This is a genomic window from Brevundimonas alba, assembly GCF_011927945.1.
Classification (GTDB): domain Bacteria; phylum Pseudomonadota; class Alphaproteobacteria; order Caulobacterales; family Caulobacteraceae; genus Brevundimonas; species Brevundimonas alba.
On sequence record NZ_JAATJM010000001.1, the window covers coordinates 1572290 to 1594291 of the forward strand.

At 69.1% G+C, this 22002-nt stretch carries 19 protein-coding genes; 4 read left to right on the plus strand and 15 right to left on the minus strand.

Features of this window, described 5'->3' with window-relative positions:
* The first annotated feature begins 22 nt into the window (after positions 1 to 22).
* Positions 23 to 622 (plus strand): hypothetical protein, encoded by a 600-nt coding sequence (locus tag GGQ87_RS07755; protein ID WP_168046233.1) that lies wholly within the window; start codon positions 23 to 25, stop codon positions 620 to 622.
* On the opposite strand, the gene GGQ87_RS07760 is transcribed toward GGQ87_RS07755, so the two are convergent.
* The 5 genes from GGQ87_RS07760 to GGQ87_RS07780 all read right to left on the minus strand — a co-directional run bounded on the left by GGQ87_RS07760 (position 619) and on the right by GGQ87_RS07780 (position 7429).
* On the minus strand, positions 619 to 2130 hold the full coding sequence (locus GGQ87_RS07760; RefSeq protein ID WP_168046235.1) for a tryptophan halogenase family protein: 1512 nt from the start codon (positions 2128 to 2130) through the stop codon (positions 619 to 621). The two genes, GGQ87_RS07755 and GGQ87_RS07760, sit on opposite strands and share 4 nt — an antisense overlap.
* A complete protein-coding gene (locus tag GGQ87_RS15620) occupies positions 2130 to 3485 on the minus strand; it encodes an O-antigen ligase family protein (protein WP_168046237.1) in 1356 nt (451 codons plus the stop codon). The genes GGQ87_RS07760 and GGQ87_RS15620 overlap by 1 nt, the downstream gene beginning before the upstream one ends.
* A gap of 45 nt (positions 3486 to 3530) precedes the next feature.
* A complete protein-coding gene (locus GGQ87_RS07770) occupies positions 3531 to 3755 on the minus strand; it encodes a hypothetical protein (protein ID WP_168046239.1) in 225 nt (74 codons plus the stop codon).
* A gap of 144 nt (positions 3756 to 3899) precedes the next feature.
* Positions 3900 to 5162, minus strand: a complete 1263-nt coding sequence (locus GGQ87_RS07775) for a hypothetical protein (RefSeq protein ID WP_168046241.1) — start codon at positions 5160 to 5162, stop codon at positions 3900 to 3902.
* Positions 5159 to 7429 carry a GumC family protein gene (locus GGQ87_RS07780; protein ID WP_168046243.1) on the minus strand — a complete coding sequence of 757 codons (2271 nt, stop codon included), beginning with the start codon at positions 7427 to 7429 and terminating at the stop codon, positions 5159 to 5161. Before GGQ87_RS07780 ends, GGQ87_RS07775 begins: the two co-directional genes overlap by 4 nt.
* A 489-nt stretch (positions 7430 to 7918) precedes the next feature.
* Here GGQ87_RS07780 and GGQ87_RS07785 point away from each other — a divergent pair, with 489 nt between their 5' ends.
* The gene (locus tag GGQ87_RS07785) at positions 7919 to 8218 is read left to right on the plus strand and encodes a VanZ family protein (protein ID WP_168046245.1); all 300 of its coding nucleotides are present in this window, start codon (positions 7919 to 7921) and stop codon (positions 8216 to 8218) included.
* Here GGQ87_RS07785 and GGQ87_RS07790 read toward each other — a convergent pair.
* From GGQ87_RS07790 to GGQ87_RS07805, 4 genes are all read right to left on the minus strand, one after another.
* On the minus strand, positions 8215 to 9234 hold the full coding sequence (locus tag GGQ87_RS07790) for a M48 family metalloprotease (RefSeq protein WP_168046247.1): 1020 nt from the start codon (positions 9232 to 9234) through the stop codon (positions 8215 to 8217). The genes GGQ87_RS07785 and GGQ87_RS07790 overlap by 4 nt on opposite strands.
* Before the next feature lie 4 nt (positions 9235 to 9238).
* Entirely contained in the window at positions 9239 to 9937 is a 699-nt protein-coding gene (locus tag GGQ87_RS07795; RefSeq protein ID WP_168046249.1) for a polysaccharide biosynthesis/export family protein, read from the minus strand.
* 20 nt (positions 9938 to 9957) lie between these two features.
* Positions 9958 to 10752, minus strand: a complete 795-nt coding sequence (locus tag GGQ87_RS07800) for a tyrosine-protein phosphatase (RefSeq protein ID WP_168046251.1) — start codon at positions 10750 to 10752, stop codon at positions 9958 to 9960.
* Positions 10753 to 10869: 117 nt separating this feature from the next.
* Positions 10870 to 13071: an AGE family epimerase/isomerase gene (locus GGQ87_RS07805; RefSeq protein ID WP_168046253.1), complete on the minus strand. Its 2202-nt coding sequence runs from the start codon at positions 13069 to 13071 to the stop codon at positions 10870 to 10872.
* Positions 13072 to 13477: 406 nt separating this feature from the next.
* On the opposite strand from GGQ87_RS07805, the gene GGQ87_RS07810 reads away from it, so the two are divergent.
* Positions 13478 to 15415: a polysaccharide biosynthesis protein gene (locus GGQ87_RS07810; protein WP_168046255.1), complete on the plus strand. Its 1938-nt coding sequence runs from the start codon at positions 13478 to 13480 to the stop codon at positions 15413 to 15415.
* Positions 15416 to 15442: 27 nt separating this feature from the next.
* Here GGQ87_RS07810 and GGQ87_RS07815 read toward each other — a convergent pair whose 3' ends face one another.
* The 6 genes from GGQ87_RS07815 to GGQ87_RS07840 form a co-directional block, all read right to left on the minus strand.
* Positions 15443 to 16003, minus strand: coding sequence for a sugar transferase (locus tag GGQ87_RS07815; RefSeq protein WP_168046257.1), 561 nt, complete (start codon positions 16001 to 16003; stop codon positions 15443 to 15445).
* Positions 16004 to 16007: 4 nt separating this feature from the next.
* Entirely contained in the window at positions 16008 to 17483 is a 1476-nt protein-coding gene (locus GGQ87_RS07820; protein ID WP_168046259.1) for an aminotransferase class I/II-fold pyridoxal phosphate-dependent enzyme, read from the minus strand.
* Complete coding sequence (locus tag GGQ87_RS07825) at positions 17480 to 18103, minus strand: acetyltransferase (RefSeq protein WP_168046261.1); 624 nt, start codon at positions 18101 to 18103, stop codon at positions 17480 to 17482. The genes GGQ87_RS07820 and GGQ87_RS07825 overlap by 4 nt, the downstream gene beginning before the upstream one ends.
* 1 nt (position 18104) lies before the next feature.
* The gene (neuC, locus tag GGQ87_RS07830; protein ID WP_209282415.1) at positions 18105 to 19262 is read right to left on the minus strand and encodes a UDP-N-acetylglucosamine 2-epimerase; all 1158 of its coding nucleotides are present in this window, start codon (positions 19260 to 19262) and stop codon (positions 18105 to 18107) included.
* Positions 19244 to 20275 (minus strand): N-acetylneuraminate synthase, encoded by a 1032-nt coding sequence (neuB, locus tag GGQ87_RS07835; protein WP_168046265.1) that lies wholly within the window; start codon positions 20273 to 20275, stop codon positions 19244 to 19246. Before neuB ends, neuC begins: the two co-directional genes overlap by 19 nt.
* Before the next feature lie 103 nt (positions 20276 to 20378).
* Positions 20379 to 21290 carry an NAD-dependent epimerase/dehydratase family protein gene (locus GGQ87_RS07840; RefSeq protein ID WP_168046268.1) on the minus strand — a complete coding sequence of 304 codons (912 nt, stop codon included), beginning with the start codon at positions 21288 to 21290 and terminating at the stop codon, positions 20379 to 20381.
* Positions 21291 to 21372: 82 nt separating this feature from the next.
* Here GGQ87_RS07840 and GGQ87_RS07845 point away from each other — a divergent pair, with 82 nt between their 5' ends.
* A complete protein-coding gene (locus GGQ87_RS07845) occupies positions 21373 to 21996 on the plus strand; it encodes a NeuD/PglB/VioB family sugar acetyltransferase (RefSeq protein ID WP_168046270.1) in 624 nt (207 codons plus the stop codon).
* The last annotated feature ends 6 nt before the right edge of the window (positions 21997 to 22002 follow it).

The following is a 22002-nucleotide window of genomic DNA, read 5'->3' on the forward strand; positions in this document are numbered from 1 at the left end:
GGGACGGCAGTGAGCGTGAGCAGTGCGCGTATGGATACTCGGCGCCGCGCTGGCGCTGATTGCAGGCCAGGCCTGGGCCGAGGTGACGGTGACCTTCTACGCCCACCCGGGCGCGCGGATCCGGGGCGCGTATCTTCTGTTTCCGCACGCCTATGTGCACGCCGACGGGACCGTCGAGGCGACGGGCGAGGCGGTCGACTGGTCCGCCGGCTTCACCGCCAAAAGTCCGGGACCACAGCTGCTGTTCGCCCGCGGCGGCGGCGTGGTGACCGCGCCTGACGCCCGCTATGTCAGCGAGGGGCGGCCCTTCCTGCGGCTGACGGTCGACGACGCGACCTGGTACGCCCTGAAGGCGCGGGCGGAATGGTGGAACAGTCCGGAGGGCTCGGTCTACGACCTGCGACGGCGCAACTGCATCAGCTTCGTCGCGGACCTGGCCCGCGTGGCGGGACTGCGGACCGCGCGCGAGCCGTCGATGAAGCCCGGGACCTTCCTTGAGGCGACGGCGGCGCTGAATCCCGAGGCGGCATGGCGGGGGGGCGCAGCGGTCAACGCCGCGCAGGCGGCCCCGGCTCCGCCGATTGTCGTGGTCGCGCCGCCCGTTGCCGAACCGGTCCGCTAGGCTTCGCCGGACCACATGTTGTTGGCCTTCAGGAACGCCTCGTGCTCCGGCAGGGCCTCGACCGTGCGGGCGAAGACGTCGGAGACGTTGCGCAGTCCCGCCGCGGCGCGGTCCTGATCGGAATAGCCGTACAGCGGGTTGAACATGCGCGGGCGGATGCCCTGGCCGTACATCACGGCCAGCCATGACGCCTGGCTGAAATACTCGTCGGCGCCGACCTGATAGAGCAGGGCGCGGTCGCGGAAGGCCTCCACGCGCTCCGCAAGGCTGTCGGGGATCGGCATCGCCGCCACCTGCCGCCAGAACGGCGTGTCGGCCCTCTGGGTCGCGTGATAGTGCAGGATGACGAAGTCGCGGATCAGCTCGACCTCGCGTCCCAGCCGAGTGTTGTAGGCCGCTATATTGACGGGGCTGAACGACCGGTCCGGGAAATGCTGAAGCAGCCGGATCAGGCCCGCCTGAACGAGGTGGATGCTGGTCGATTCGAGCGGTTCAATGAAGCCGCTGGAGAGGCCCAAGCTGACGACGTTGCGGTCCCAGTATGTCTTTCGGCGGCCGGTGACGAAGCGGAGCGTGCGAGTCTCCGCGAGGGGCTCGCCGTCGAGGTTGGCCAGCAGGGTCTCGCGGGCGGCGTCGTCTTCGATGTGGTCCGAACAGTAGACGTAGCCGTTGCCGGTGCGGTGCTGCAGCCCGATGCGCCACTGCCATCCCGCCTCCCGGGCCGTCGAGAGGGTGTAGGGCGTGACCGGACCGACCTTGGCGCAGGGCACGGCGACGGCGCGGTCGACGGGCAGCCAGTGGGACCAGTCCTCGTACCCCGCCTTGAGCGCCCCCTCGATCAGCAGGCCCCGAAAGCCGGTGCAGTCGATGAACAGGTCGGCCGAAAGGCTGCGGCCATCCTCAAGGGTGATGCTGTCGACGAAGCCGTCTCGGGCCCGCTGCACCACATCGACAACCTTGCCCTCGATGCGTTCGACGCCGCGGCCCTCGCACACCTTGCGCAGGTAGCGGGCGTAGAGGCCGGCGTCGAAATGATAGGCGGTGAACAGGCCGTTGCGGGGCGAGCGCGGATCCGGATCGCGCGGCCCGACCTTGCCGGCGTCGGCGGCGCGCCAGCAGATCGAATAGTCCCCGAGGGGGCCCACCCGATCCTGCGCCTGAAGCGCCAGCCAGGTCTGCTGGAAGTCCCCGAGCGTGGGCCCGGGTCCGAAGGTGCCGAACGGGTGGGTGTAGCGGTTGCCGACCTGTCCCCAGTCCTGGAAGACGATGGCGACCTTCAGCGTGGCCTTGGTCTCGCGCATGAACTCGGCTTCGTCGAGGCCGATCATGACGTTGAAGTCGCGGATGGGAGGCACCGTCGCCTCGCCTACGCCGACGATGCCGATTTCCTCGGACTCGACCAGCGAGACCTTCACGTGCGGGCCAAGCGTCCGCTGCAGAGCCGCCGCCGCCATCCATCCCGCCGTTCCGCCCCCCACGATCAGGATGGTGCGGATCGGCCCGGACATCAGGCCAGTTCCCGTTCCGTGGGTCGCGCGGCCTTTTCGAGGATGGCCGCGCACAGGGCGAAGAGACAGGCGAGTGTGGCCGTGCGTAGCGGGTAGTCGACGGCCGAGTGCGCCAGCATGACCAGCAGGGCGATGCTGGCCGCCCTCTGCAGATCCCGCTCGCGCGACGGACCGGCGCGCCAGGCGCTCCACAGCCGCCGCCCGTACCAGACGAGGAAGGCCAGGATCAGCAGGGCCCCGGGCCAGCCCGCTTCCAGCCACGTCTCGAGATACTCGTTGTGGGCATGGTTGAAGAAGGTCGGATCAAGCTGCTCCAGCGGCTCGACCGACCGGAATACCGCGTCGAAGCTGCCGATGCCGGAACCGAGCGGCAGGTGGGTTTCCGCGGCGGCCGCGACGATCGGCCAGCCTTCGAAACGGCCTTCCGGCGCGGACTGAACCTCGAAGCGGGCGAGGATCGGCGGCAGGGCGAACAGGGCGACGGCGGCGACCGCGACGGCGGCTCCCCCTGCGAGGGCGATCAGCGCCGGCTTGGGTCGCCCGCGCCCAGCCGCGATCCATGCGGCCAAGAGGCTGGCGATCACGGCGGGGCCGAACAGGATCACGCCGGCGCGCGACCTGATCGCGGCCAGACCGATCACCACCAGACCCATGAAGAAGGCCCCAAACCAGAGCGCCAGACGCCGGTCGTCGGACTTATGACGCAAGGTGGCGGCCCCGAAGGCGGCGGCGAAGGGCAGGGTGGCCAGCAGCAGGGTGGCCAGATGGTTGCGATTGGCGAAGAAGCCCGTCACCGAACCGGCGCTGGTGGTTTCCCAAGGGTAGAGGCGCTCACCGCCGCTGGCGAGCTGGGCGGCGCCCAGCAGCACACCGACCACGGCGGCGGCCATGTAGATCCCGATCAGGCGGCTGTTCAGGGTGTGTGAGGATGAAAGCGCCAGCAGGAAGACGGCGGCGGGAGGTGTCAGGGCCAGGAAGGAGGCCCATGTCAGATCCGGCGTCAGGCTGAGTGGAGCCCAGCCGGGCTGAAGACCGGCGAGCTCAAGGGCCAGCACCAGTTCGTCGCGGCCGGGCAGGCCCGTCCAGACGGCGGCGGGCAAGGGGATCAGCTGGACGAGCGGAATGGCCGCGAGCGCGGCCAGCAAGCCCAGAGCGAATCTGTGCTCACGCCAGAGCCCGGAACGGATCAGGCGGCCGGCGCCGATCACCAGGACAGGAAGGGCGGCCAGCTCGACGATGGTGAGCCGCAGGGTGTGCTCCCGGCTGGCTCCGCCGAGGACGACAGAAAGGGCCAGCAGGATGATCGCCACGATCGCGGCGAGGTCCCACTGGCCCTTCGAAACCTTGTTTGGCACGCGTTACGTCAGCGCAATGGCGGGCGCGTCGCGGACCAGATCGGCTTAGTCGCTTTCCGACTCGTCATCGCTGGCGACGACGACCGTGGCGATGATCACCGCGGTGCCGATCAGCAGGACCGGGAGCGGAATGCCAGCGAATTCCGACGAGGCGTCAGCGCGGGCGCCAACGCGATCGCCAACGCGGGCAACGGCAGAGTTATTGGCGGCGGCGGCTTGGCCGGCCACGAGCAGCAGGCCCGCCGTGACAGCGGCGATGGTCTTACGCATGCTTTAATCCCCTTCTGAACAGGTCTTTGGTACGGGCTGGCCCGCGACGTATCAAGAATGGGTATACGGGCCGAAGGTTTCAAAAGCAATACGATTCAAAGAAAGTGTGGCGCCGGCGCATTACCCTCTGTGCTCGCGTAATCCTTATTGCACCGGGTTTACGGCCACCCGATCGATCCAGGCCACGGTCGGCGCGCGGCGGTCGCCGCCACTGCTTTCGAGCCTCAACCATTGGCCGGAACAGTCGCCGGGGACGGTGAATTCGGCCGAAACCGGGGTCCAGACCGATGCTGAACGCGGCAGGGCGGCAGCGGCGAGCACGCGCCGCTCTCCCGGCGAGCAGGTCACGGACCACACCAGCCGCTGGCCGGGTTCCCCCGCCTCGGCCCGCGCTTCCGCCGTCAGCCGATAGCGGCCCGGGCTCAGGAACAGCAGCTGTTCCGCGAACAGGACGCTGGAATAGCCGTCGTATTCAATGCGCAATGCGGGATCGGCCGGCCTGACCTCGTCCGGCACGATTTCGACGATCGCACCCGCTTCCTGACCCAACCGCCACTGGAACGGCTGCGGCGCGGTCTCGTCGTCGAAGCCGCCGTTCGAAACGGCGCCCCGGGCGGGCCGGTTCAGGCGCGCGCGGACCATGCGCAGGGCCGGGACCTGGCCCTTGTCGAGCAGGTGCATGTAGAACTGGGCGAGTTCCACGTTGGTCAGGGGCGCCTTGCCACGCTGGAGCATCACAGCGAGGCTGGCCGCGACCTGCAGGCCCTCTACCGTTCCGTACAGGCTGTCGAGATAGGACTGACGCCAAGGCGGCCGGGCGTCCAGAAGAGCGGCGATTTCCGGCAGAGCGCGGTTCGCATCCTGCGTGGCCGCGACGGTGAACAGTCTGAAGACTTGGGGTCGGATGTCTTCGCGACGCCTCACGAGGGTGTCGGCGTGGGCGAAGGCCGAGGCGTAGTCGCCCCGACGGAGACGGTGCTCCACCAGCCAGGCATGGGCCGGGTCGTCGCGAAGGCTCCAGTTGCCCGCCAGCGTCAGGATATCGTCCGCGGCCGCTTCACGGCCCGCGCGGGCCTCGGTCAGGCCGACGATCCTGAGGGCCCGGACATCGAACGGGGCCCTGTGCAGAGCGTCGCGCGCGAGTGACGCGGCGTTTGCATAGCGGCGGGCGTCGTTCGCCTCCTGACCAGCGACGAACTCCGCCTCGGCGGCGCGGCGCAAGACCGTCGGGGAACCGGACGCCGCGCGAACGGCGATCTCGGGCGGCGCTCGCTCGATGACCGGCTGAAGCAGGATCTGCCAGCCCAGCCAGACGGCGCCGACCGTCAGAACATACGGGGCGTAGTCCGCAAGCCGGCCTCGTCCGCGAGCGCGAGGGGCGGCCGGTGCGTCCGCCCGCTCCCTCAAGCCTTCTTGCCCTTCTTGGGCCCGGGCTCGCCGTCAGACCCGTAGGCGTAGTCGTACGCGTAGTCATAGCCGCCGTAGGAGGTGGTCTTGGCGTTGAACTTGGTCAGCACCGTACCCAGCAGACGGGCCCGGCCGACCTTGAGCCGGCGCAGGGCGCCCCGGGCCTGACCCCGGCGGGTGCCGCGCGACTCGAGCACGAACAGGACGCCGCCGACGCTCGCCGCCAGCAGGGGGGAGTCCGCAAAGCCGAGCACGGGCGGCCCGTCGACGATGACGTGGTCGAAGCTGTTGCGCGCCTCGAGCAGGAACTGGCGCAGGCGATCGCTGCCCCACAGTTCCGCGGGGTTCGGGGGCAGGGGACCGCAGGGGATGAAGAACAGATTGTCCTGACGCGTGCGCTGGACGACGCTCTGCAGGTCGGCCGAGCCGGAGAGCAGATTGCTCATACCGCGCTCGTTCTCGACCCCGACCACGCGGTGCATGGACGGATTGCGCAGGTCGCCGTCGATCAGCAGCACGCGCTTGCCGACACGGGCGAGGTTGAGCGCCACGGCATAGGCGGTCGTGGACTTGCCCTCGGCCGGACGGGCGCTGGAGACCAGCAGGCTGGCCGGAGCGCCATCGGGCGTAGAGAACTGCAGCGCCGTTCGGAGCGAATAGTAGGCCTCGGAGAAGCCTGACCGGATGTCGGCGAGCGCCGCGGCGGTGGTCTGACCCTTGTCGAGCAGGGGCACGACGCCGAGGACCGGGACGCCCAGCTTCTTCTCGACGTCGTCCGGCGTGGCCACCGTCTCGTCGAGGGCTTCCAGAACCAGGGCGGCGATGACGCCGAGGCCGAGGCCGAACAGGGCCGCCAGCGCCAGGTTGATCATCATGTTCGGCTTGGAGGGCGCGGAGGGAGGACGGGCGCTGTCGACGATGGAGATGTTGTTCGCCGTGACGTCGCCGGTGACCGCGATCTCTTTGTAGCGCTGCAGCAGGCTCTCATAGAGCGTCCGCGTGGTGTCGAGTTCGCGCTGCAGGATGTTGTACTGGATCGAACGGTCCCGCAGATCCAGCACGTCGCCCTTGAGGCCGTTCACCTGGGCCTGCAGCGAACGCTCCTGATTGGCGGCGACCACATACTGGTTCTGGATCGAGGACCGGATGTTGGCGGCCAGCGACTGGACCTGGCCGTCGACTTCGTTGATCTGGGCCCGCAGGCGGACCATCTCGGGATAGTCCTCCTGATAGACGCTGAGCTTCTGCTGGTACTCGGAATCCAGCTGGGCGCGCTGCTCGGTGAGACGCTGGATGGAGGGGTTCTGCAGCACTTCCGGCAGGGTCATTAGCTGGCTGGTGCGGGCCGAACGCCATTTCTCCTCGGCGGCCACACGGGCAGCGCGGGCGGTCGCGAGTGAGCTGTTCAGCGCCACAAGGTTGTTCGAGGCGAGCGACTGGCTGGCGCCGCTGTTCGCGTCGCCCTCGTCGGACTCGCCGACGTTGATGATCTGCTGGTTCGCGGCGTAGGCGACGAGTTGACGCTCGGCCTCTTCAAGGCGGCCCTTGGTCTGGGCGATGCGCTCCTCGAGGAACTCGCGGGCATAGGCCGAGCTCTCGTATTTCCGGTCCAGATTGGACTGGATGAAGTTCTCGGCGAAGGCGTTGGCGATCCGCGCGGCGACCACGGGGTCGGGATTGTCGAAGCTGATGGCGACCAGCCGGGATCCCCGCACGGGCGTGACGCCGAGCCCCTCCTGAATCACACCGAGAGCCACGGCGCGGCGGCGCTCGGCCTGGGCGGCGGCGGTGCCGGAGCGGGCCGGGGGCTCGGCGCCGATCGAGGCGAGCGCCTGATCGGAACTGGCGAGGCCAAGGCTCTCGACGACGCGTTCGGCCAGCGACCGGCTGCGCAGCAGGCCGTACTGGGTCTGGAAGAACTCTTCCCCCATGGCCATGTTTTCACGCGGCGTGACGTCTTCGGAGGTGACGACCCGGGCGGCCTCGCGGTCGATCTGCAGGGTCGCCGTGGCCGTGTAGATCGGCGTCATCAGCAGGGTCAGGGCCGCGCCGATGGCGAGAGCGCCGAGGAAGCAGCCGAGGATCAGGATGCGGTGCTTGAGCGCCAGCCTCCAGTAGGAGGCCAGGTCGAACGCCGGCGCTTCCTGCGGTTCTTCGCTCCAGAGGGCGGCCTGATCGTCTTCGAAGACGGCATCGCCGAATCCTCCGGCCGCGCGGCCCGCGCGCGGATTACGATCGTCAGCGGAGGAGGGATCGCCCAGCATCATTCAGTCGCTCATACGGTGGCGGCCCGGCCGCCGGTCACGTCAGGTTCGAGGCTGATATCGCAAAGCCTCGGCGGGCGCACACGAATTCCGCCTGAGACAGGCCGTCCACATGCGCGCATCTTGTTCTCGTCGGGGGGCGCCCGCAGGTCAAGCCGGAGGCTGGCCGGCAGGTGAAACCTGCAGGTCAGGATCGGCCGCGGACGATCGTTTCTGCGAGGGTTGCACGGTCCAGCTTCGATCCCAGACGACTTCGCTGTATAGGCCGGCCGTTCGCGCGCCGAAGGGCGACTGTTCGAGGCCCCGGCGACGCTCGAGGCGCGGCCGGTCCAGTCCATCCGTGCTGTGTATCGCCATCGTCCCTTCCCTCCCCGGAGACGTTAACCCAGTTCCATGAGACGTGCGAATCACCCCGACTCCCGCGGCCCAGGACCGCGAAACGAACCCGGTCTCCGGCTGTTCCGTACGGCTACGCTGGTCTGGGCGGTTGTGATGGCGTGGCTGGCGTTCCGCCCCGTCACCGGCGTGGAGGGCGGGCTTCCGTGGGACAAGGCCAATCACGCCCTGGCCTTCATCGTGCTGACGGCCCTGGCGGGCCGGGGATGGCCGGTCCTGTCGCGAGCGGCGCTGTTTCTCATCATGCTCGTCGCAGGGATCGGCATCGAGCTGGTACAGGGACTGCCCCAGATCGGCAGGGACGCGGACGTCTGGGATGTCGTCGCGGACGCCGTCGGAATCCTGGTCGGTTTGGCGCTGCTCGGCTGGCTGCGCCGATCCCGCTGGCGTGCCTAGGGGATAAGCGGGCGTCCGGCGGCCTTGCGTGAGGCGATGTCCTCGAGCACCGGCTGCAGCGCCCGACGGCGGCCGTCGGCGGACTGATAAATGCCCCCCGCATTGAACTGCGGTCCGCCCGCGCCTTCGTCGACCGTCGCCCAGCTCGTGAGAAACTCCATGGCGCGTGACGGGTCGAACTCCGCCCGCGTCAGGAGGAACAGGCCCATCCGGTCGGCGTCGGCTTCCGAAGACAGAGACAGACCCCGGCGCATCGAGATCGCCCAGTTCAGCCCGCCCCGGACCCCGACCACGTCGGGCTGTGTGCGATGTTCAAGCACCGCGTGCGCCAGTTCGTGGGCGAGGACGAAAGCCAGCTCGTCGTCGTTCTCGGCCAGATTGGCCATGCCGTCGGAGATGAAGATGTGCCGCCCGTCAGCCCGGCTTCGGAACGTCCCGGTGACTTCCACCTGCGTCGGGTAGGCGCAGGCGAGCACCGGCCGCAACGCGACGTCCCGCTCACGCCCGTCACGCCGCACCTTCAGTGTGACTGGACCGGCCGCGAGCGCGGCGTCCAGACGCGTGCTGTTGGCCGCAAGCCCGTCATAGGATTCGGCCGCGCCGGCTTCGCCCCGACTGAGCGCCTCGCCATTCACCGCGACGATCAGGTCGCCGGGTGCGAGACCCGCCTCGGACGCCGGGCTTCCGACCGGAGCCGCGACCACGCCGGGCAGGTCGCCGTTCAGTCCGAACCGCGCCTCGGCCAGCGGCCTGAGCTCGGCGCCGTACTGGCTGGCGGATTGCAGGGTCCAGCCGGCGCGCTGATGGCTCACAGGGCAGAGGTCGGCATTGGCGCGCGCGAGCCGCCACGCCACCTCGGCCACCCGGACATCCAGCCGCGTCAGCCGGTCCAGCCGAACGGCCGGACCATCCTGAATGCCGGCGGCGCCGGCGTCCGGCGCAGGATGGCCGCAGCCGCCGGCGGCAAGCGCCAGCGCCAGCGTTCCTGCCGCGATCAGGCGTGCAGGCCTCCGCACGGGATCAGAACGGACGGAAGATCGACAGGGCGGGAAGGGCGTTGAGGAGCTCGCGCATGTTGGCGCTCATCCGCGAGGTGTCGACGACGATGACGTCGTCGCCCAGCACCCTCGGGTCCTCGGCGCGGCCCTGACGGATGGCGGCGAGATCGAACAGGGCCACCGAGCGCTGGCCGTCGATGGTGCGGAACACAGCGACCTTGGTCAGGTCGGCGACACGGCTGGGGCCTTCGGCCATGGCGACGGCCTGCAGCAGCGAGGTCGTGCCGCGCATGGTGTAGACGCCGGGCTTGGTCACGGCGCCGTCGACGGTGATCTTCTGGCTGGCCGCCTCGGTCACGGTGACGGTGACCTGCGGGTTGCGCAGATACTGGCTGCTGAGCCGCTCGGCGACGGCGGCCGACAGTTCGCCCGACGTCAGGCCGGTCGCGCGGACCGCGCCGATCAGCGGCATCTGGATGTCCCCGGAGGTATCCACGGTCAGGCTGTCGAACGACAGGTCGGGCACCTGGAAGACCCGCAGGCTCAGCTTGTCGCCAACGCCGATCCGGTATTCGGTCTGGGGCGCCGAAGAGATTTGCCCGGCGGTCTGCAGGTCGACGGGCTGGGCCGCCGTCATCTGGCCGACGTCCATCTTCGTTCCACCGCAGGCAGCGAGAAGGGTGGCCGAGGCGATCAGGACCAGCGATAGGGCGCGCATCATGGGCGACAGTACCTTGAAACTCAGGCGGCCTTGAACAGCCGTTTGAAGAAACCGGGCCGGGAAGCCTGGCGCGGGGCGCCGACCGCGGGGGGGACCGAGGCTGGCGTAGCGTTTTCCAGCACGGCGAGGGGTCGGGTCAACACCATGTCCTTCGCCGCCTGCTCACCGAGCCTGCGGGAGACCGCCTCGACGGCCTCGGACAGCACCGGCGAACGGCTGCGAAGATTGTGGGCGTCGGTGGCGAGAATATGGACGATGCCCTCGTCCAGCATGCGCTCGGCCCAGTATTGGGTGCGCTTGCCGAACCGGCCGGTGACGGACCCAGCCGTGATCTGCATCCACGCCCCGACCTCGGCCATCTGAACCATCAGCTCGTACTGATCCTCGATCCAGCGCAGGCGCTCGGGATGGGTGATCAGCGGGTGGAAGCCGGCGGCCATGCAGTCGAACACGGCGTCCGCCATGCGCGGCGGCGCGGTGTTGTGGGGCGGCTCGAACAGGAAGTAGCGCGTGTCCGCGAGGGTCAGCTTCGAGCCGTCACGCAGACCCGAGGCGAGCCCCGGCACGAGGTGCACATCAGCGCCCGTGACGAGCTTGAGGGGAATGCCAGCCTGGTCGAGTTCGGCCTGCAGGGCCACCACGGCGGCGCGCACTCCGTCGGAGGTGTTCTCGTAATAGCCCGGCATCATGTGGGGGGTGCAGGCGGTGACGGTGATGCCGTCGGCGACAGCCATCCGCGCCATCTGAAGCGAGGTTTCGAGGTCCGGCGCCCCGTCGTCTATGCCGGGTAGAATATGGCAGTGCAGATCGATCAAGTCAGTCTCGCGTCCGGGCCCTGTCTCTAGAGGACAGCGTCGCCGGTGAACAGGGGATGAAGCCCGGCCCCCCGGCCGGTGATCCTGAACGCGAACCGTGACGGTTGGTTCAGATCGTCAGGCCAGACCGACCGGCGCGTCCGCGATCAGAACCTCCCGCGCCGCGACGCAGACCTCATCGAAGGCCCCGATGATATGATAGAGCGAGCTGGCCGGAGCCGGCTCGTCGACGAAGCTCCCGTCGGGCTGCAACTTGTCCCGCCACGTTCCGTTGGCGCAGAGGTAGCGGTTCAGGCCACGCATCGCCTTTCCGGCCTCGGCCAGTCGCTCCCGCCGCTCATCGCCGTCAGACAGCGCCGCCATCGCCAGAGCGGCGCGCAGCCATTCCGTCTGCGGCCACAGGCGGGCGCCAGCGCTGCGGACCTTGAGCACGTCGTCGAGTTGGTCGATCGCCACACCGCGGCGCGGATCGACGCCGCGCAGGCCGTGGGCGTACAGCTTGCGGGCTGCGGCCATGGCGGCCGCGTCCTGCCGGGCCAGAGCGTGACGCGACAGCAGCCAGCTCCATTCGAACTGATGCCCCGGCTCGACCAGATGCCCGTCCTCGCCCGGCGCGGGCCGCCAGTCGGCGTCGAAGAACTCGCGCAGGAAGCCGCGCTCAGGGTCGATCAGGCGCGTCAGGGCCAGGCTGGCGATGGTGTCGGCGATACCGTTCCAGCGGTCGTCCACCCCTCGCGCCGACCAGGCCTGCGCGGCCTCGAACAGATGCATGTTGGCGTTGGCCTGGAACGGGTGATCGCCCGCCTCGCGCCAGCCGCCGCCGGGGAGACGTTCCGCCTCCAGCCGATCCAGAAGAGTCCTCGCCTGAGCCTCGCAGCGCTCCGGAAGGATGCCGGCTTCGTGCGCCGCCGCCAGGGCCAGCAGGGCGAAAGCCTGCTCATACAGCACGGCGGTATCATCGAGGACCGTTCCGTCCGTGTTCAGGGCATTGCGGATCGCGCCGTCCTCACGGACGTAGCCATCGAGGAACCGGTTGAGCCCCGCCTCCGCCCGTTCGCGCCACGGCCCCTGCCAGCCGAGCGCACCCGCCCGGCACAGGACGAAAATCTGTCGGCTCTGCACACGCGCTCGCCGTCGGCTCTCGCTATGGCGGCCCTCCAGCGTCAGGGCCTCGACGAAGGCGCCGTCGGGGTGGACGCCAAGCGTGGTCCATAGGGGCAGGGCGGCGGTTCGCATCCAGTCGCCAAAGCGCGCGAACGGCGCCGCCTCTCGCCGCTCGGGGATGTCGGCGTGGCCGGGCGCTTCGGTCCTGATCCGATCGACGATGGCCTTGACCTGCTGGGCGCGGTCGAGGGCGCAGACGAGAACGGCGTCTGGTTCGACGATCACCGCCAGGTTCGACACGCCCAGCGTCGCTACCACCATGCCGTCCGGGACGCGGACGAGACAGCTCTCGCTGTCGACGGCGATGTGAATGCCGGATTGGCCCTCGCCGGTGTCCATCACCGAGTCCCAGGCGCCGACGTCGGACCATGCGAAATGGACCGGCAGGACGGAGGTTCGCCCGCTCTTCTCCATGACGGCATAGTCGATCGAGATCTTGGGCGCCGAACGGAAGGCGTCGCCGAGGCGTATCACCGGACCCGTTTCACCGCTGGCCGGGAGCGATGCCCGAACCTGCACCCCGATTTCGGGCGCGTGGGCGGCCAGGTCGTCCATTAACGTGCGGGCCGCGACGATGAAATTGCCGCTGTTCCACAGATAGCCCTCGGCGACGTAGCGGGCCGCGGTGGCGGTATCCGGCTTCTCGACGAACCGTTTGACCGGGGCGAGGCCGGGCCCCGACGGGCAGATGTAGCCGTAGGCCGAAGAGGGCGAGGTCGGGGTGACTCCAAGGGTGACGATCCGCCCTTGCGCCGCTTCAGTCGCGGCTATGCGCACCGCCTCCCGAAAGGCCTCGGCGTCCGGGATGTGGTGGTCCGAGGCCATGATGGCGGCTACGCCTGTGGGGTCCAGCGCCTCGATGAAGGCGGCGGCCGCGGCCATGGCGGGACCGGAGTCGCGCGCCTCCGGCTCAAGCAGGACGATCGCCTCCGCCTCGATTTCGGCAAGCTGGGCGGCGACAGCGTCCGCATGACCCGCGCCGGCGACCACGATGACCCGGCCATCCGACGCCAGCGGCGCGACCCTCAGCACGGTGCTCTGGAACAGGGAGTGCTCACCCGTGAGGGCGAGGAACTGCTTGGGCCGTCCGGGACGGGAGGCGGGCCAGAGGCGCGAGCCGGCTCCGCCGCACATGATCACCGGATAGATCGTCATCGGCCCCCCACGCCCTGGTCGTGTCGTGTTCTAGCGGCTCAAGGGCGCTGCGTCTCCCTTTCGGCGCAGCGCAATGGCTGCGACCGGTGTCAGGCCTCCAATCGGCCCTAGAGAAATCGCGAGTTCTGAAGAGCTGTCGTCTCAAATATATATTTTCCGAAACCCTTGTTACGCCTGTGGGGTGCAGGCAGGTGACAGCTTGGCCGGAAATGGCTAAGACGCCGGAACTTTTTCGGGTTTCGGTGATTGGAGGCCGTCGGGGGATTGTCGCGGGGGCTTGCGCGACCGTTTCCTTCTGATCGGCATAGAAGTGAAGGGACCGACTGTTTTCGTCACCATACTGCGATGACGCGCACTTATACTGTGGGCGACGCCGGTTTGGGGTCATATCAGCGGCGGAACTGACTTGGGCATTGCAAACACGCTGATTATCCGGGGACTGAAGGTAACCGCGCGCGCCGGCATCCGGGTGGCGGCGGTGATCGCCGCCTATATGCTGGTGGCGGGCCATGGCCTGACTCCGGCCGGAGTTCTCCGGGCCGCTGAAGCGGCGTGGCCGCACGCGATGGCGTTCGCCGTCCTGGGTCTCGCGCTCGACCTGGCGTTCCGGACAGACCGCGCCCTGTGGCGCTATGTTTCCATCGTCGACATCGGTCCGCTGGTCCGCAACTCCGTCCTGTCGGCCTTCATCTTCCTCGCCTTCAACTTCTTCCTCGAGCGGGGCGCGTCCCTGCCCCGCACGACACTGCTTATCCTGCCGGTGCTCGACATCGTCATGACGCTGGCCTTGGTGCTGGTGCGGCGGATCGCCCACGACAAGGACGCCCTGAGAAGCCTCGTCCCCTTCCTCGGCAAGCAGGACGACCGCAGCCCGCTCATTCTGGTCGGCCGAATGGATCGCGCGGACACCTTCCTGCGGGATCTGTCGCGCAGCGAGGACGACTACCGTCCGGCGGGCATCGTCACCGAGTCAGCGGGAGCGGCGGCGCGGGAACTGCGCGGCGTGAAGGTTCTCGCTGGCGTTCAGCAGGCCGCGGACATGCTCGAAGAGCTGGCGGAGCGCGGCGCCGAGCCGGCGATCGTATTCCTCGACGACTCCATCAGCCCGGCGGAGTTCGGCGTCGAGCGCCTGGGTCATCTGCGGACCGGCGGCGTCAAGCTGCTGCGTACCCCCAGCCTGGTCGAGGTCGGCGGCGCCGGCGACGACGGCGCGATGCGCGAGTTCCAGCTTGAAGAGCTGCTGGCGCGTCCGCCCGTTCGGCTCGATGACGCCCCGCTCAGGGCGCTGGTTGCGGGCCGGCGGGTGCTGGTCACCGGCGCCGGCGGCTCGATCGGCTCGGAAATCTGCCGGCAGGTCGCCAGCCTCGGCTGCGGGCATCTGGCGATGGTCGACAACTCGGAGTTCGGCCTGTTCAAGATCGATCAGGAGATCGGAGATCGCTGGCCGACCCTCTCGCGGCGCGAATATCTGTACGACGTCCGCAACAAGGCGCTGCTGAACGACTGTTTCGAGGACGTGCGCCCGGACGTCGTCTTCCACGCCGCGGCCCTGAAGCATGTGCCGCTGATGGAGCGGCATCCCTGCGAGAGCGTGCTGACCAATGTCGTCGGCACCTGGAACGTGGCCGAAGCGGCCAACGCCGCCGGCGTCAAGCACATGGTCTTCATCTCGACCGACAAGGCTGTCGATCCGCCGAACGTGATGGGCGCGACCAAGCGTCTGGCCGAGGCGGTCGTGCGCGCGCAGCAGACCAGCGCCGGCAACACCCGGTTCAGCGTCGTCCGGTTCGGCAATGTGCTGGGCTCCGCCGGCTCGGTGGTGCCGACCTTCCGGGCGCAGATCGAGCGCGGCGGCCCCGTGACGGTGACCCATCCGGATATCGAGCGCTACTTCATGACCATCCCCGAGGCCGTGCAGCTGGTCCTGCACGCCACGGCGCATTCGGCGCGGCAGACGGACGGTCCGCTGGGCGTCTTCGTGCTCGACATGGGCAAGCCGGTGAAGATCATGGATCTGGCCCGTCAGCTGATCGAGCTGTCCGGCAAGACGCCCGGGCGGGATATCGAGATCGAGGTCACCGGCCTGCGCCCCGGCGAGAAGCTGTTCGAGGAGCTGGTCGATTCCAGCGAGGTCTCGGAGATGTGCGGCCAGAGCCTGATGTGCGTCACCGACCGCATCCAAGGGGCGCGCATGACCGAGCAGACCGTGCACAAGCTGGAGCGGGTCGCCCGTCAGGGTGACGATGCGGCGACGCGGACGCTGATCTTCGAAACCCTCGCCAAGGTCCGCGCGGTGTCGTCGGAAGAGATGTCGGCGGCGGTGCTGCCGATGCGCCGGGCCTGACCGCGGCGGCCGGTCCGGCGGACCGGACTAGTGCGAAATGTCCTTGGCCCGCACGACCTTGCCGACGGTCATCCAGATCGTCTTCAGGTCCATGCCGAAGGTCCGGTTCTGCAGATATTCGACGTCCAGCCGGACCTTGTCGGGAATGGGCAGTTCGTCCCGACCGTTGACCTGGGCCCAGCCGGTCAGGCCGGGACGCAGCCGGTGAACGCCGAGCTCCGTGCGCAGGGCGATCAGGTCGTCCTGGTTGAACAGGGCGGGACGCGGACCCACGATCGACATGTCGCCGACGAGGATGCTCCACAGCTGCGGCAGTTCATCCAGGCTGCTCTTGCGCAGGAAGCCGCCGATCGGGGTCAGCCAGGCGGTGGTGTCGCTGAGCAGATGAGTGGCGACCGCCGGCGTCTCGATACGCATCGAGCGGAACTTGGGCATCCGGAACAGCCGGTTCTCCCGACCGACGCGGTCGGACCAGTAGATCGCCGGCCCCTTCGACGTCGCGCGCACGGCGATGGCCACGGCCAGCATGGGAAGGGCGAAGACGATCAGCGCGCCCAGCGCCATGATGAAGTCGAACGCGCGCTTCATGGGTTCAGCGGCCCTTGAAAATGCCGCGCATGGCGTCGACGACCCGCGCGATTTCGGCGGGGCTCATGTTCGAGCCCGAGGGCATGCATAGTCCCTGATCGAATATCCGGTCCGACACGGGTTCGTTCCCGTGGGCGAAGTGACGGCAGTGGGCGAAGACCGGCTGCAGATGCATCGGCTTCCATACGGGGCGGGCCTCGATCATCTCGTCCCCGAGCCGGCGGATCACGTCCGACGCCGTGAAGCCGGCGACGTCGGGATCGATTGTCAGGGCCGAGAGCCAGCGGTTGGAATAGCTCCAGTCCGGCTCCGGCTGCCACTCCAGCCCCTCGATGTCGGACAGGCCGTCGCGATAGGCCTCATAGACCGCCCGCCGCGCCTCGACGCGCTGCTCCAGCACCTGCAGCTGACCGCGCCCGACCCCCGCCAGGATGTTCGACATGCGGTAGTTGAAGCCGATCTGGCTGTGCTGATAGTGCGGCGCCGGATCGCGGGCCTGGGTGGCGAGGAACCGCGCCTGTTTGATCAGCTCCTCGTCGTCGGAGACCAGCATGCCGCCGCCCGAGGTGGTGATGATCTTGTTGCCGTTGAAAGAGTAGACGCCCATCCGCCCGAACACGCCGGAGGGCCGGCCCTTGTAGCGGGCGCCGAGGCTTTCGGCGGCGTCCTCGATCACCGGCACGCCGTGGCGGTCGCAGATGGCGTTGAGCGCGTCCATGTCGGCGCTCTGGCCGTACAGATTGACCACGATCACGGCCTTGGGCAGCCACCCCTCGGCGGTCGCGGCGTCGAAGGCGCGCTCCAGCGCGACCGGCGACATGTTCCAGCTGCCCGGTTCGCTGTCGATGAAGACCGGCTCGCCGCCCTCATAGACGATCGGATTGGCCGAGGCCGCGAAGGTCAGGGTCGAGCAGAAGACCTTGTCGCCGGGCTGCACGCCGAGGATGCGCACCGCCAGATGGATCGCCGCCGTGCCGGAGGAGACGGCCGCCGCGTGCCCGGCCCCGACCAGATCGGCGATCTCGCGCTCGAAGGCGTCGACGTTGGGTCCCAGCGGCGCGATCCAGTTGGTGCGGAACGCCTCCTCCACATAGTGCAGCTCGGCCTCGCCCATGTGCGGCGTGGACAGCAGGATGGGCGCGCCGATATCGCGGCGGTTCAGCACCCGCACCACCCGCCCGTCGCCGTCGATAAGCGGCAGGTGGTTGATCTCGTGCTTGTCCATCAGGGCGAGCGCGCCCTTGCGGCTGATCTCTTCCGGCGCGGTGACGGAGGCCAGGTCCGGCAGGCTCTCCAGCGTCCCGGCCATTTCCGCGCCGTCCAGCAGAAGGCGTCGCAGGTCGCCGTCGGTCACGGTGCGCTGGAAGCGGCCATCGGCGTCGAGCAGCAGCAGCATCTGCATGCCCGAAGCGTTGATCGTCGCCATGGCGTCCCGGATCGTCGCCGTGCGCCGGGCGCAGAAGTCGTTGATGTCTGTCATGCGTTGCAGCTTCCCCCCGGCGCTTTCGCGTCCGGCCATGTCTCGTCGGATTGCAGGTCCCGGCTGACGACCGCGCCCGGCGCGACCACAGCGCCGGGGCCTACCGTTCGTCCGGTCGGCACGACGGCGCCGGGGCCCACGGTCGCCCTCTCGCCGATCGTCACCCCGCCGCCGAGCGCGGCGTTGGCGCCGATGAAGGCGTGATCGCCGATCCGGCTGTCATGTTCGACGACCGCCCCGTGATTGACGATCACATTCCGGCCGACGACGGCCCCCGGCCCGACCACCGCCAGTGCTCCGACGAAGGCGCCGTCGCCGATCCGTGCCAAGGGCGAGAGCGAGGCCGAGGGGTGTCGCACCGCCACCGGCCGCGCGCCTGCGGCCTCAGCGGCGAGGAAGAGACGGGCGCGGACGGCGTTGGCTCCGACCGCGACATGCACCGCCTGCCCTGATAGCCGTTCGTCGATCTCGGGACAGTCCACGGTGACGCCGAGCACCTCCGCGCCCTGCATCTCGGGCCGGCCGTCGCGAACCCGCAGTCCACCGCGATCGGCGCCGCCGGCGAGCAGCGCGTCGATGACGACCTTGCAGTGACCTCCGCCCCCGATCAGATGGATCATCTCAGTACCGGTTCACCTTCATCAGCAGGGCGTCGTCGATGACCGCGCTGGCCAGATGCGCCGTGATCCGCTCCGCCGCCGTGCCGCCCGGAACGCTGTAGATGTTGTCCGTCGGATAGCGTCCGTGGGCCAGCAGGTCGCGGAGGCCGGCGCCGACCGCCTCGGCCGTGATCGGGACATCGGTCGTATTGGCGTTGCGCTCGCGCAGGTTCTGGCGCCGCCCGACGTTGAGCACCGGCGTGCCGAAGCTCGAGGCCTCGGTGATGCCCGAACTGGAGTTGCCGACCATCAGATCGGCCACGGCGAGAGCGGCGAGGAAGTCCGGGCGCGCCAGATGGGTGCGAAGTTGCACGTCCAGCCGATGCTCCGCGTCGCGGAGGGCCTGCCGGACCCCGTCGCTGCCGGCGTCGGCGTTGGGCATCAGCGCCAGCAGCTGAAAACCCGCGGCCAGGATTTGGTCGACCAGAATGGCGGTGTCGGAGGCGGCGCGATCCGCCTCCTGCAGCACGGGGTGATAGACCATCAGCGCGAAGGGGCGCGCCGGATCGAGGCCTTGCGCCGCCATGACGGCCGCGCGGTCAGGCAGGGGGCCATCGGTCAGGCCGTCGATGCCCGGCGCGCCGACGACATGCACGTGCTCGGGAGCCTCGCCCATGCGGATCAGCCGCTCACGCGCGCCCTCGGTGGCGGCGAAATGCAGATGGGACAGCTTCGAGATGGCGTGCCGGATGGGCTCGTCGACGGTGCCGGAGCGCTCGCCGCCGCAGACATGGGCCACCGGCAGGTTCAGGTGGATGGCGGCTATGGCCCCGGCCAGCATCTCGCCCCGGTCGCCGAGCAGCAGGACGATATCGGGCCGCGCCGCCTCCATGGCGTCGACGAAGGCCGGGATCATCGCCCCGATGCCCCGCGCCATGGTCGCGCCGGTCGCCGGTTCCAGCGCCACGGGCACGCGGTCCACGATGTCGAAGCCCGCCGCTGCCACTTCGTCCACGGTGTGGCCGTGCTCGCGGGACAGATGCATGCCGGTGACGATAACCGACAGCGACAGGTCCGGATGACCGTCGATGGCCAGCAGGGTGCGCTGCATCAGGCCGAAGTCGGCCCGGGTCCCGCTGACATAGCAGATGCGGCGCATCGTCAGGCCAGATGCTCCCACTGCAGGGGGTGGCCTTCCTCGATCGGGGCGGTGAGCGTCCGGCCCAGCACCTCGTCCAGCGCCTTGGCCGGGATTCCCGATGCCGGTCGCAGCAGGATCACGTCCTCCAGTCCCAGCACGTGACCTGCGGGCAGGGCGCGGCGGGCGGTGACCGAGCGCCTAACCACCGCGCGAACCGGTATTTCGGAGGCCGTAGGCGCCTTGACCGGAGAGCCGAGCGCCGCCTCGACGTCGCGGATCTGGCGGATCAGGGCGGTCAGTTCATGCGGTTCCAGCGATGCGCGGTGGTCCGGGCCGGGCAGGGTGTTGTCGAGGGTGAAATGCTTCTCGATGACCGTCGCACCCATGGCCACGGCGGCGGTCGAGACCGCCAGTCCCAGGGTGTGATCGGAATAGCCGATCGGCAGACCGGTGACCTCGGCGATGCTCTGCATGGCGCGCAGGTTCACGTCGGAGCAGGCCGCCGGATAGTTGGAGGTGCAGTGCAGAATGGTGACCGCCTCGCTCATCGGCGCTGTGAAGCCATGCCCCTCGCGAACCCGGGCGATCAGGGCGACGGCCTCCTCGATCTCCTGCATGTCGGCCATGCCTGTGGAGACGATCAGCGGCCGGTCCTTCGACGCCAGGAAGCGCAGGAAGGGGTGGTTGACGATTTCGCCCGACGGCACCTTGATCCGCTTCATGCCGAGGTCGAGCAGGAAGTCGGCCGCCTCCTCGTCGAAGGGGGTCGACATGAACTCGATGCCCTGCTCGCGGCAGCGTTCCACCAGCCGGCGGTGCAGTTCGTCGGACATTTCCAGCGGGCGCACCATGTCGCGCTGGCTGCCCTCGCCGGTTTCGCGCTTCTGGTACTCGGCCTTCTCGGCGGTGGGGCCGATGACCTTGTCGGTCGAGAAGGTCTGGAACTTGATCGCGTCGGCCCCAGCGGCCCGCGCGGCATCGACCATGGCGAGCGCCCGGTCGGCGTCGCCGTTATGGTTCACACCCGCTTCGGCGATGATGAAGACGCTCAATTCCAGACCCCTTCCAGGACGCGGCGGCGGGCGCCGTCACGCTTCGATGACCTAACCCATTCACCGCTTGCGAGAAAGCGCCGGGCGCCGTGTCCGCCTGTGTTCACGGGGTCCAGCCGAGGGTGTCGCGGGTGTGGGCGATGTCGACCTCCAGATCACCGAACAGCTGGGCGCTCATGGCGGAGCGGCCCGCCAACTTCAGCGCCAGCGCCAGTAGGCCGGTCGGCACTGGCAGCAGCCTGAGCGGCCGTCCCATATCGGCGGCCATGTCTTCCAGCAGTCGACGGGTGGACACAGGCGCGCCGTCGCTGACGAGGAAGGTCTGACCGGCCGCCGCCGGATGGTCGATGCAGATCGCGATCAGGTCGGCCAGCGTCTCGCGCGAAACCAGATCCCGCCGGTTGCGCGTGGCCAGGGCGAAGGGCAGGGGCAGGCCGCGCGCGATGAAGCGCGCCAGCGTGCCCAGGTTGCCCTTTGGGTCCGGCCCGGTGATCAGCGGCGGCCGGATGATGACCAGTTCGAGGCCGGTCGTCGCCGCAGCCTCCGCCAACCCCAGCTCCCCTTCATGTTTCGACACGGCGTAGGGCGAATGGGGGCGAGGCGTGTCGATCGGGCGGAACGGTTCGCCACGGGTCTCGGCGCCGTTCACCCCGATGCTGGAGATGAAGATCAGCCGCCGGACGCCCGCGACCGCCGCCTGCCGCCCGAGCGCCACGGCCCCGTCGGCGTTGACCCTCCGGAACTCTGCCAAGGGATCGCCGGCTGTCTCGCGAAGCACGTGCGCCCGGGCGGCGCAGTGAATGACCGTCTCGACGCCGGACAGCGCCTCCGCCCAATCCGTGTCAGGGCCCAGGTCTCCGACGGATACGGTTTCGACGCCCGCCGGCATCGGCGCGCCCGCCTGCCTTACGGCGGCGCGGACCGGGCGGCCGTCGGCGACGAGCCGGGCCACGACGGCGCCGCCGAGGAAACCGGTCGCACCGGTGACCAGCACCTTTCCGGTCCGGTTCGCCATCTGTCATCCCCGCTGAACGCCGTTGGAGCCGACCCTTAGCCCGGCGGTGGCGAGGGTCATATGACTATGCCAGTATCGCCCCATGAAAATCGCCATCTACGGACCGGGCGGCTTCGGCCGCGAGCTCGTGCGATCGGCCCTCGACGCGGTCGAGGCCGCGGGGGGCGGCTCGGTCGTCTTCGTCTCCGATGATCCGAGCGAGATCGGCGGCGTGGTTTGCGGCCTGCCGGTGATCGGTCCCGACGCCCTGGATTGTCCGGCGGTCGTGGCGGTCGGAGACGCCGCCGTCCGCCGCCGCATCGCCGACCGGATCACCGCGGGCAGTCTGGCCGCCGCGACCCACCGGCGCGGCCCGGACGTGGTCGTGGGCGAGGGCGCCGTATTCTGCGACTTCACCGTCGTCACCGCCTCGGCGCGGATCGGCCGTCACTTCCACTGCAACATCTATTCGTATGTCGCCCATGACTGCGTGATCGGGGACTTCGTCACCTTCGCGCCGAACGTCTGCTGCAACGGCAACGTCCACATCGAGGACGACGTCTACGTCGGCACCGGCGCGATCCTGCGTCAGGGCGCGCGCGACAAGCCCCTGCGTATCGGCAAGGGTGCGATCATCGGCATGGGCGCGGTGGTGACGAAGGACGTGCCGCCGGGCGTGACCGTGATCGGCAATCCGGCGAAGCCGATGGAGACGCGGCCCACCTGACGGTCC

What these genes read in the sequence shown, in the direction of transcription:
- GGQ87_RS07760 (WP_168046235.1), bottom strand. Translation starts at nt 2,130, where the DNA reads ATGTCCGGGCCGATCCGCACCATCCTGATCGTGGGGGGCGGAACGGCG.
- GGQ87_RS07770 (WP_168046239.1), bottom strand. Translation starts at nt 3,755, where the DNA reads ATGCGTAAGACCATCGCCGCTGTCACGGCGGGCCTGCTGCTCGTGGCC.
- GGQ87_RS07780 (WP_168046243.1), bottom strand. Translation starts at nt 7,429, where the DNA reads ATGATGCTGGGCGATCCCTCCTCCGCTGACGATCGTAATCCGCGCGCG.
- GGQ87_RS07785 (WP_168046245.1), top strand. Translation starts at nt 7,919, where the DNA reads ATGGCGTGGCTGGCGTTCCGCCCCGTCACCGGCGTGGAGGGCGGGCTT.
- GGQ87_RS07795 (WP_168046249.1), bottom strand. Translation starts at nt 9,937, where the DNA reads ATGATGCGCGCCCTATCGCTGGTCCTGATCGCCTCGGCCACCCTTCTC.
- GGQ87_RS07805 (WP_168046253.1), bottom strand. Translation starts at nt 13,071, where the DNA reads ATGACGATCTATCCGGTGATCATGTGCGGCGGAGCCGGCTCGCGCCTC.
- GGQ87_RS07815 (WP_168046257.1), bottom strand. Translation starts at nt 16,003, where the DNA reads ATGAAGCGCGCGTTCGACTTCATCATGGCGCTGGGCGCGCTGATCGTC.
- GGQ87_RS07820 (WP_168046259.1), bottom strand. Translation starts at nt 17,483, where the DNA reads ATGACAGACATCAACGACTTCTGCGCCCGGCGCACGGCGACGATCCGG.
- GGQ87_RS07825 (WP_168046261.1), bottom strand. Translation starts at nt 18,103, where the DNA reads ATGATCCATCTGATCGGGGGCGGAGGTCACTGCAAGGTCGTCATCGAC.
- GGQ87_RS07840 (WP_168046268.1), bottom strand. Translation starts at nt 21,290, where the DNA reads ATGGCGAACCGGACCGGAAAGGTGCTGGTCACCGGTGCGACCGGTTTC.
- GGQ87_RS07845 (WP_168046270.1), top strand. Translation starts at nt 21,373, where the DNA reads ATGAAAATCGCCATCTACGGACCGGGCGGCTTCGGCCGCGAGCTCGTG.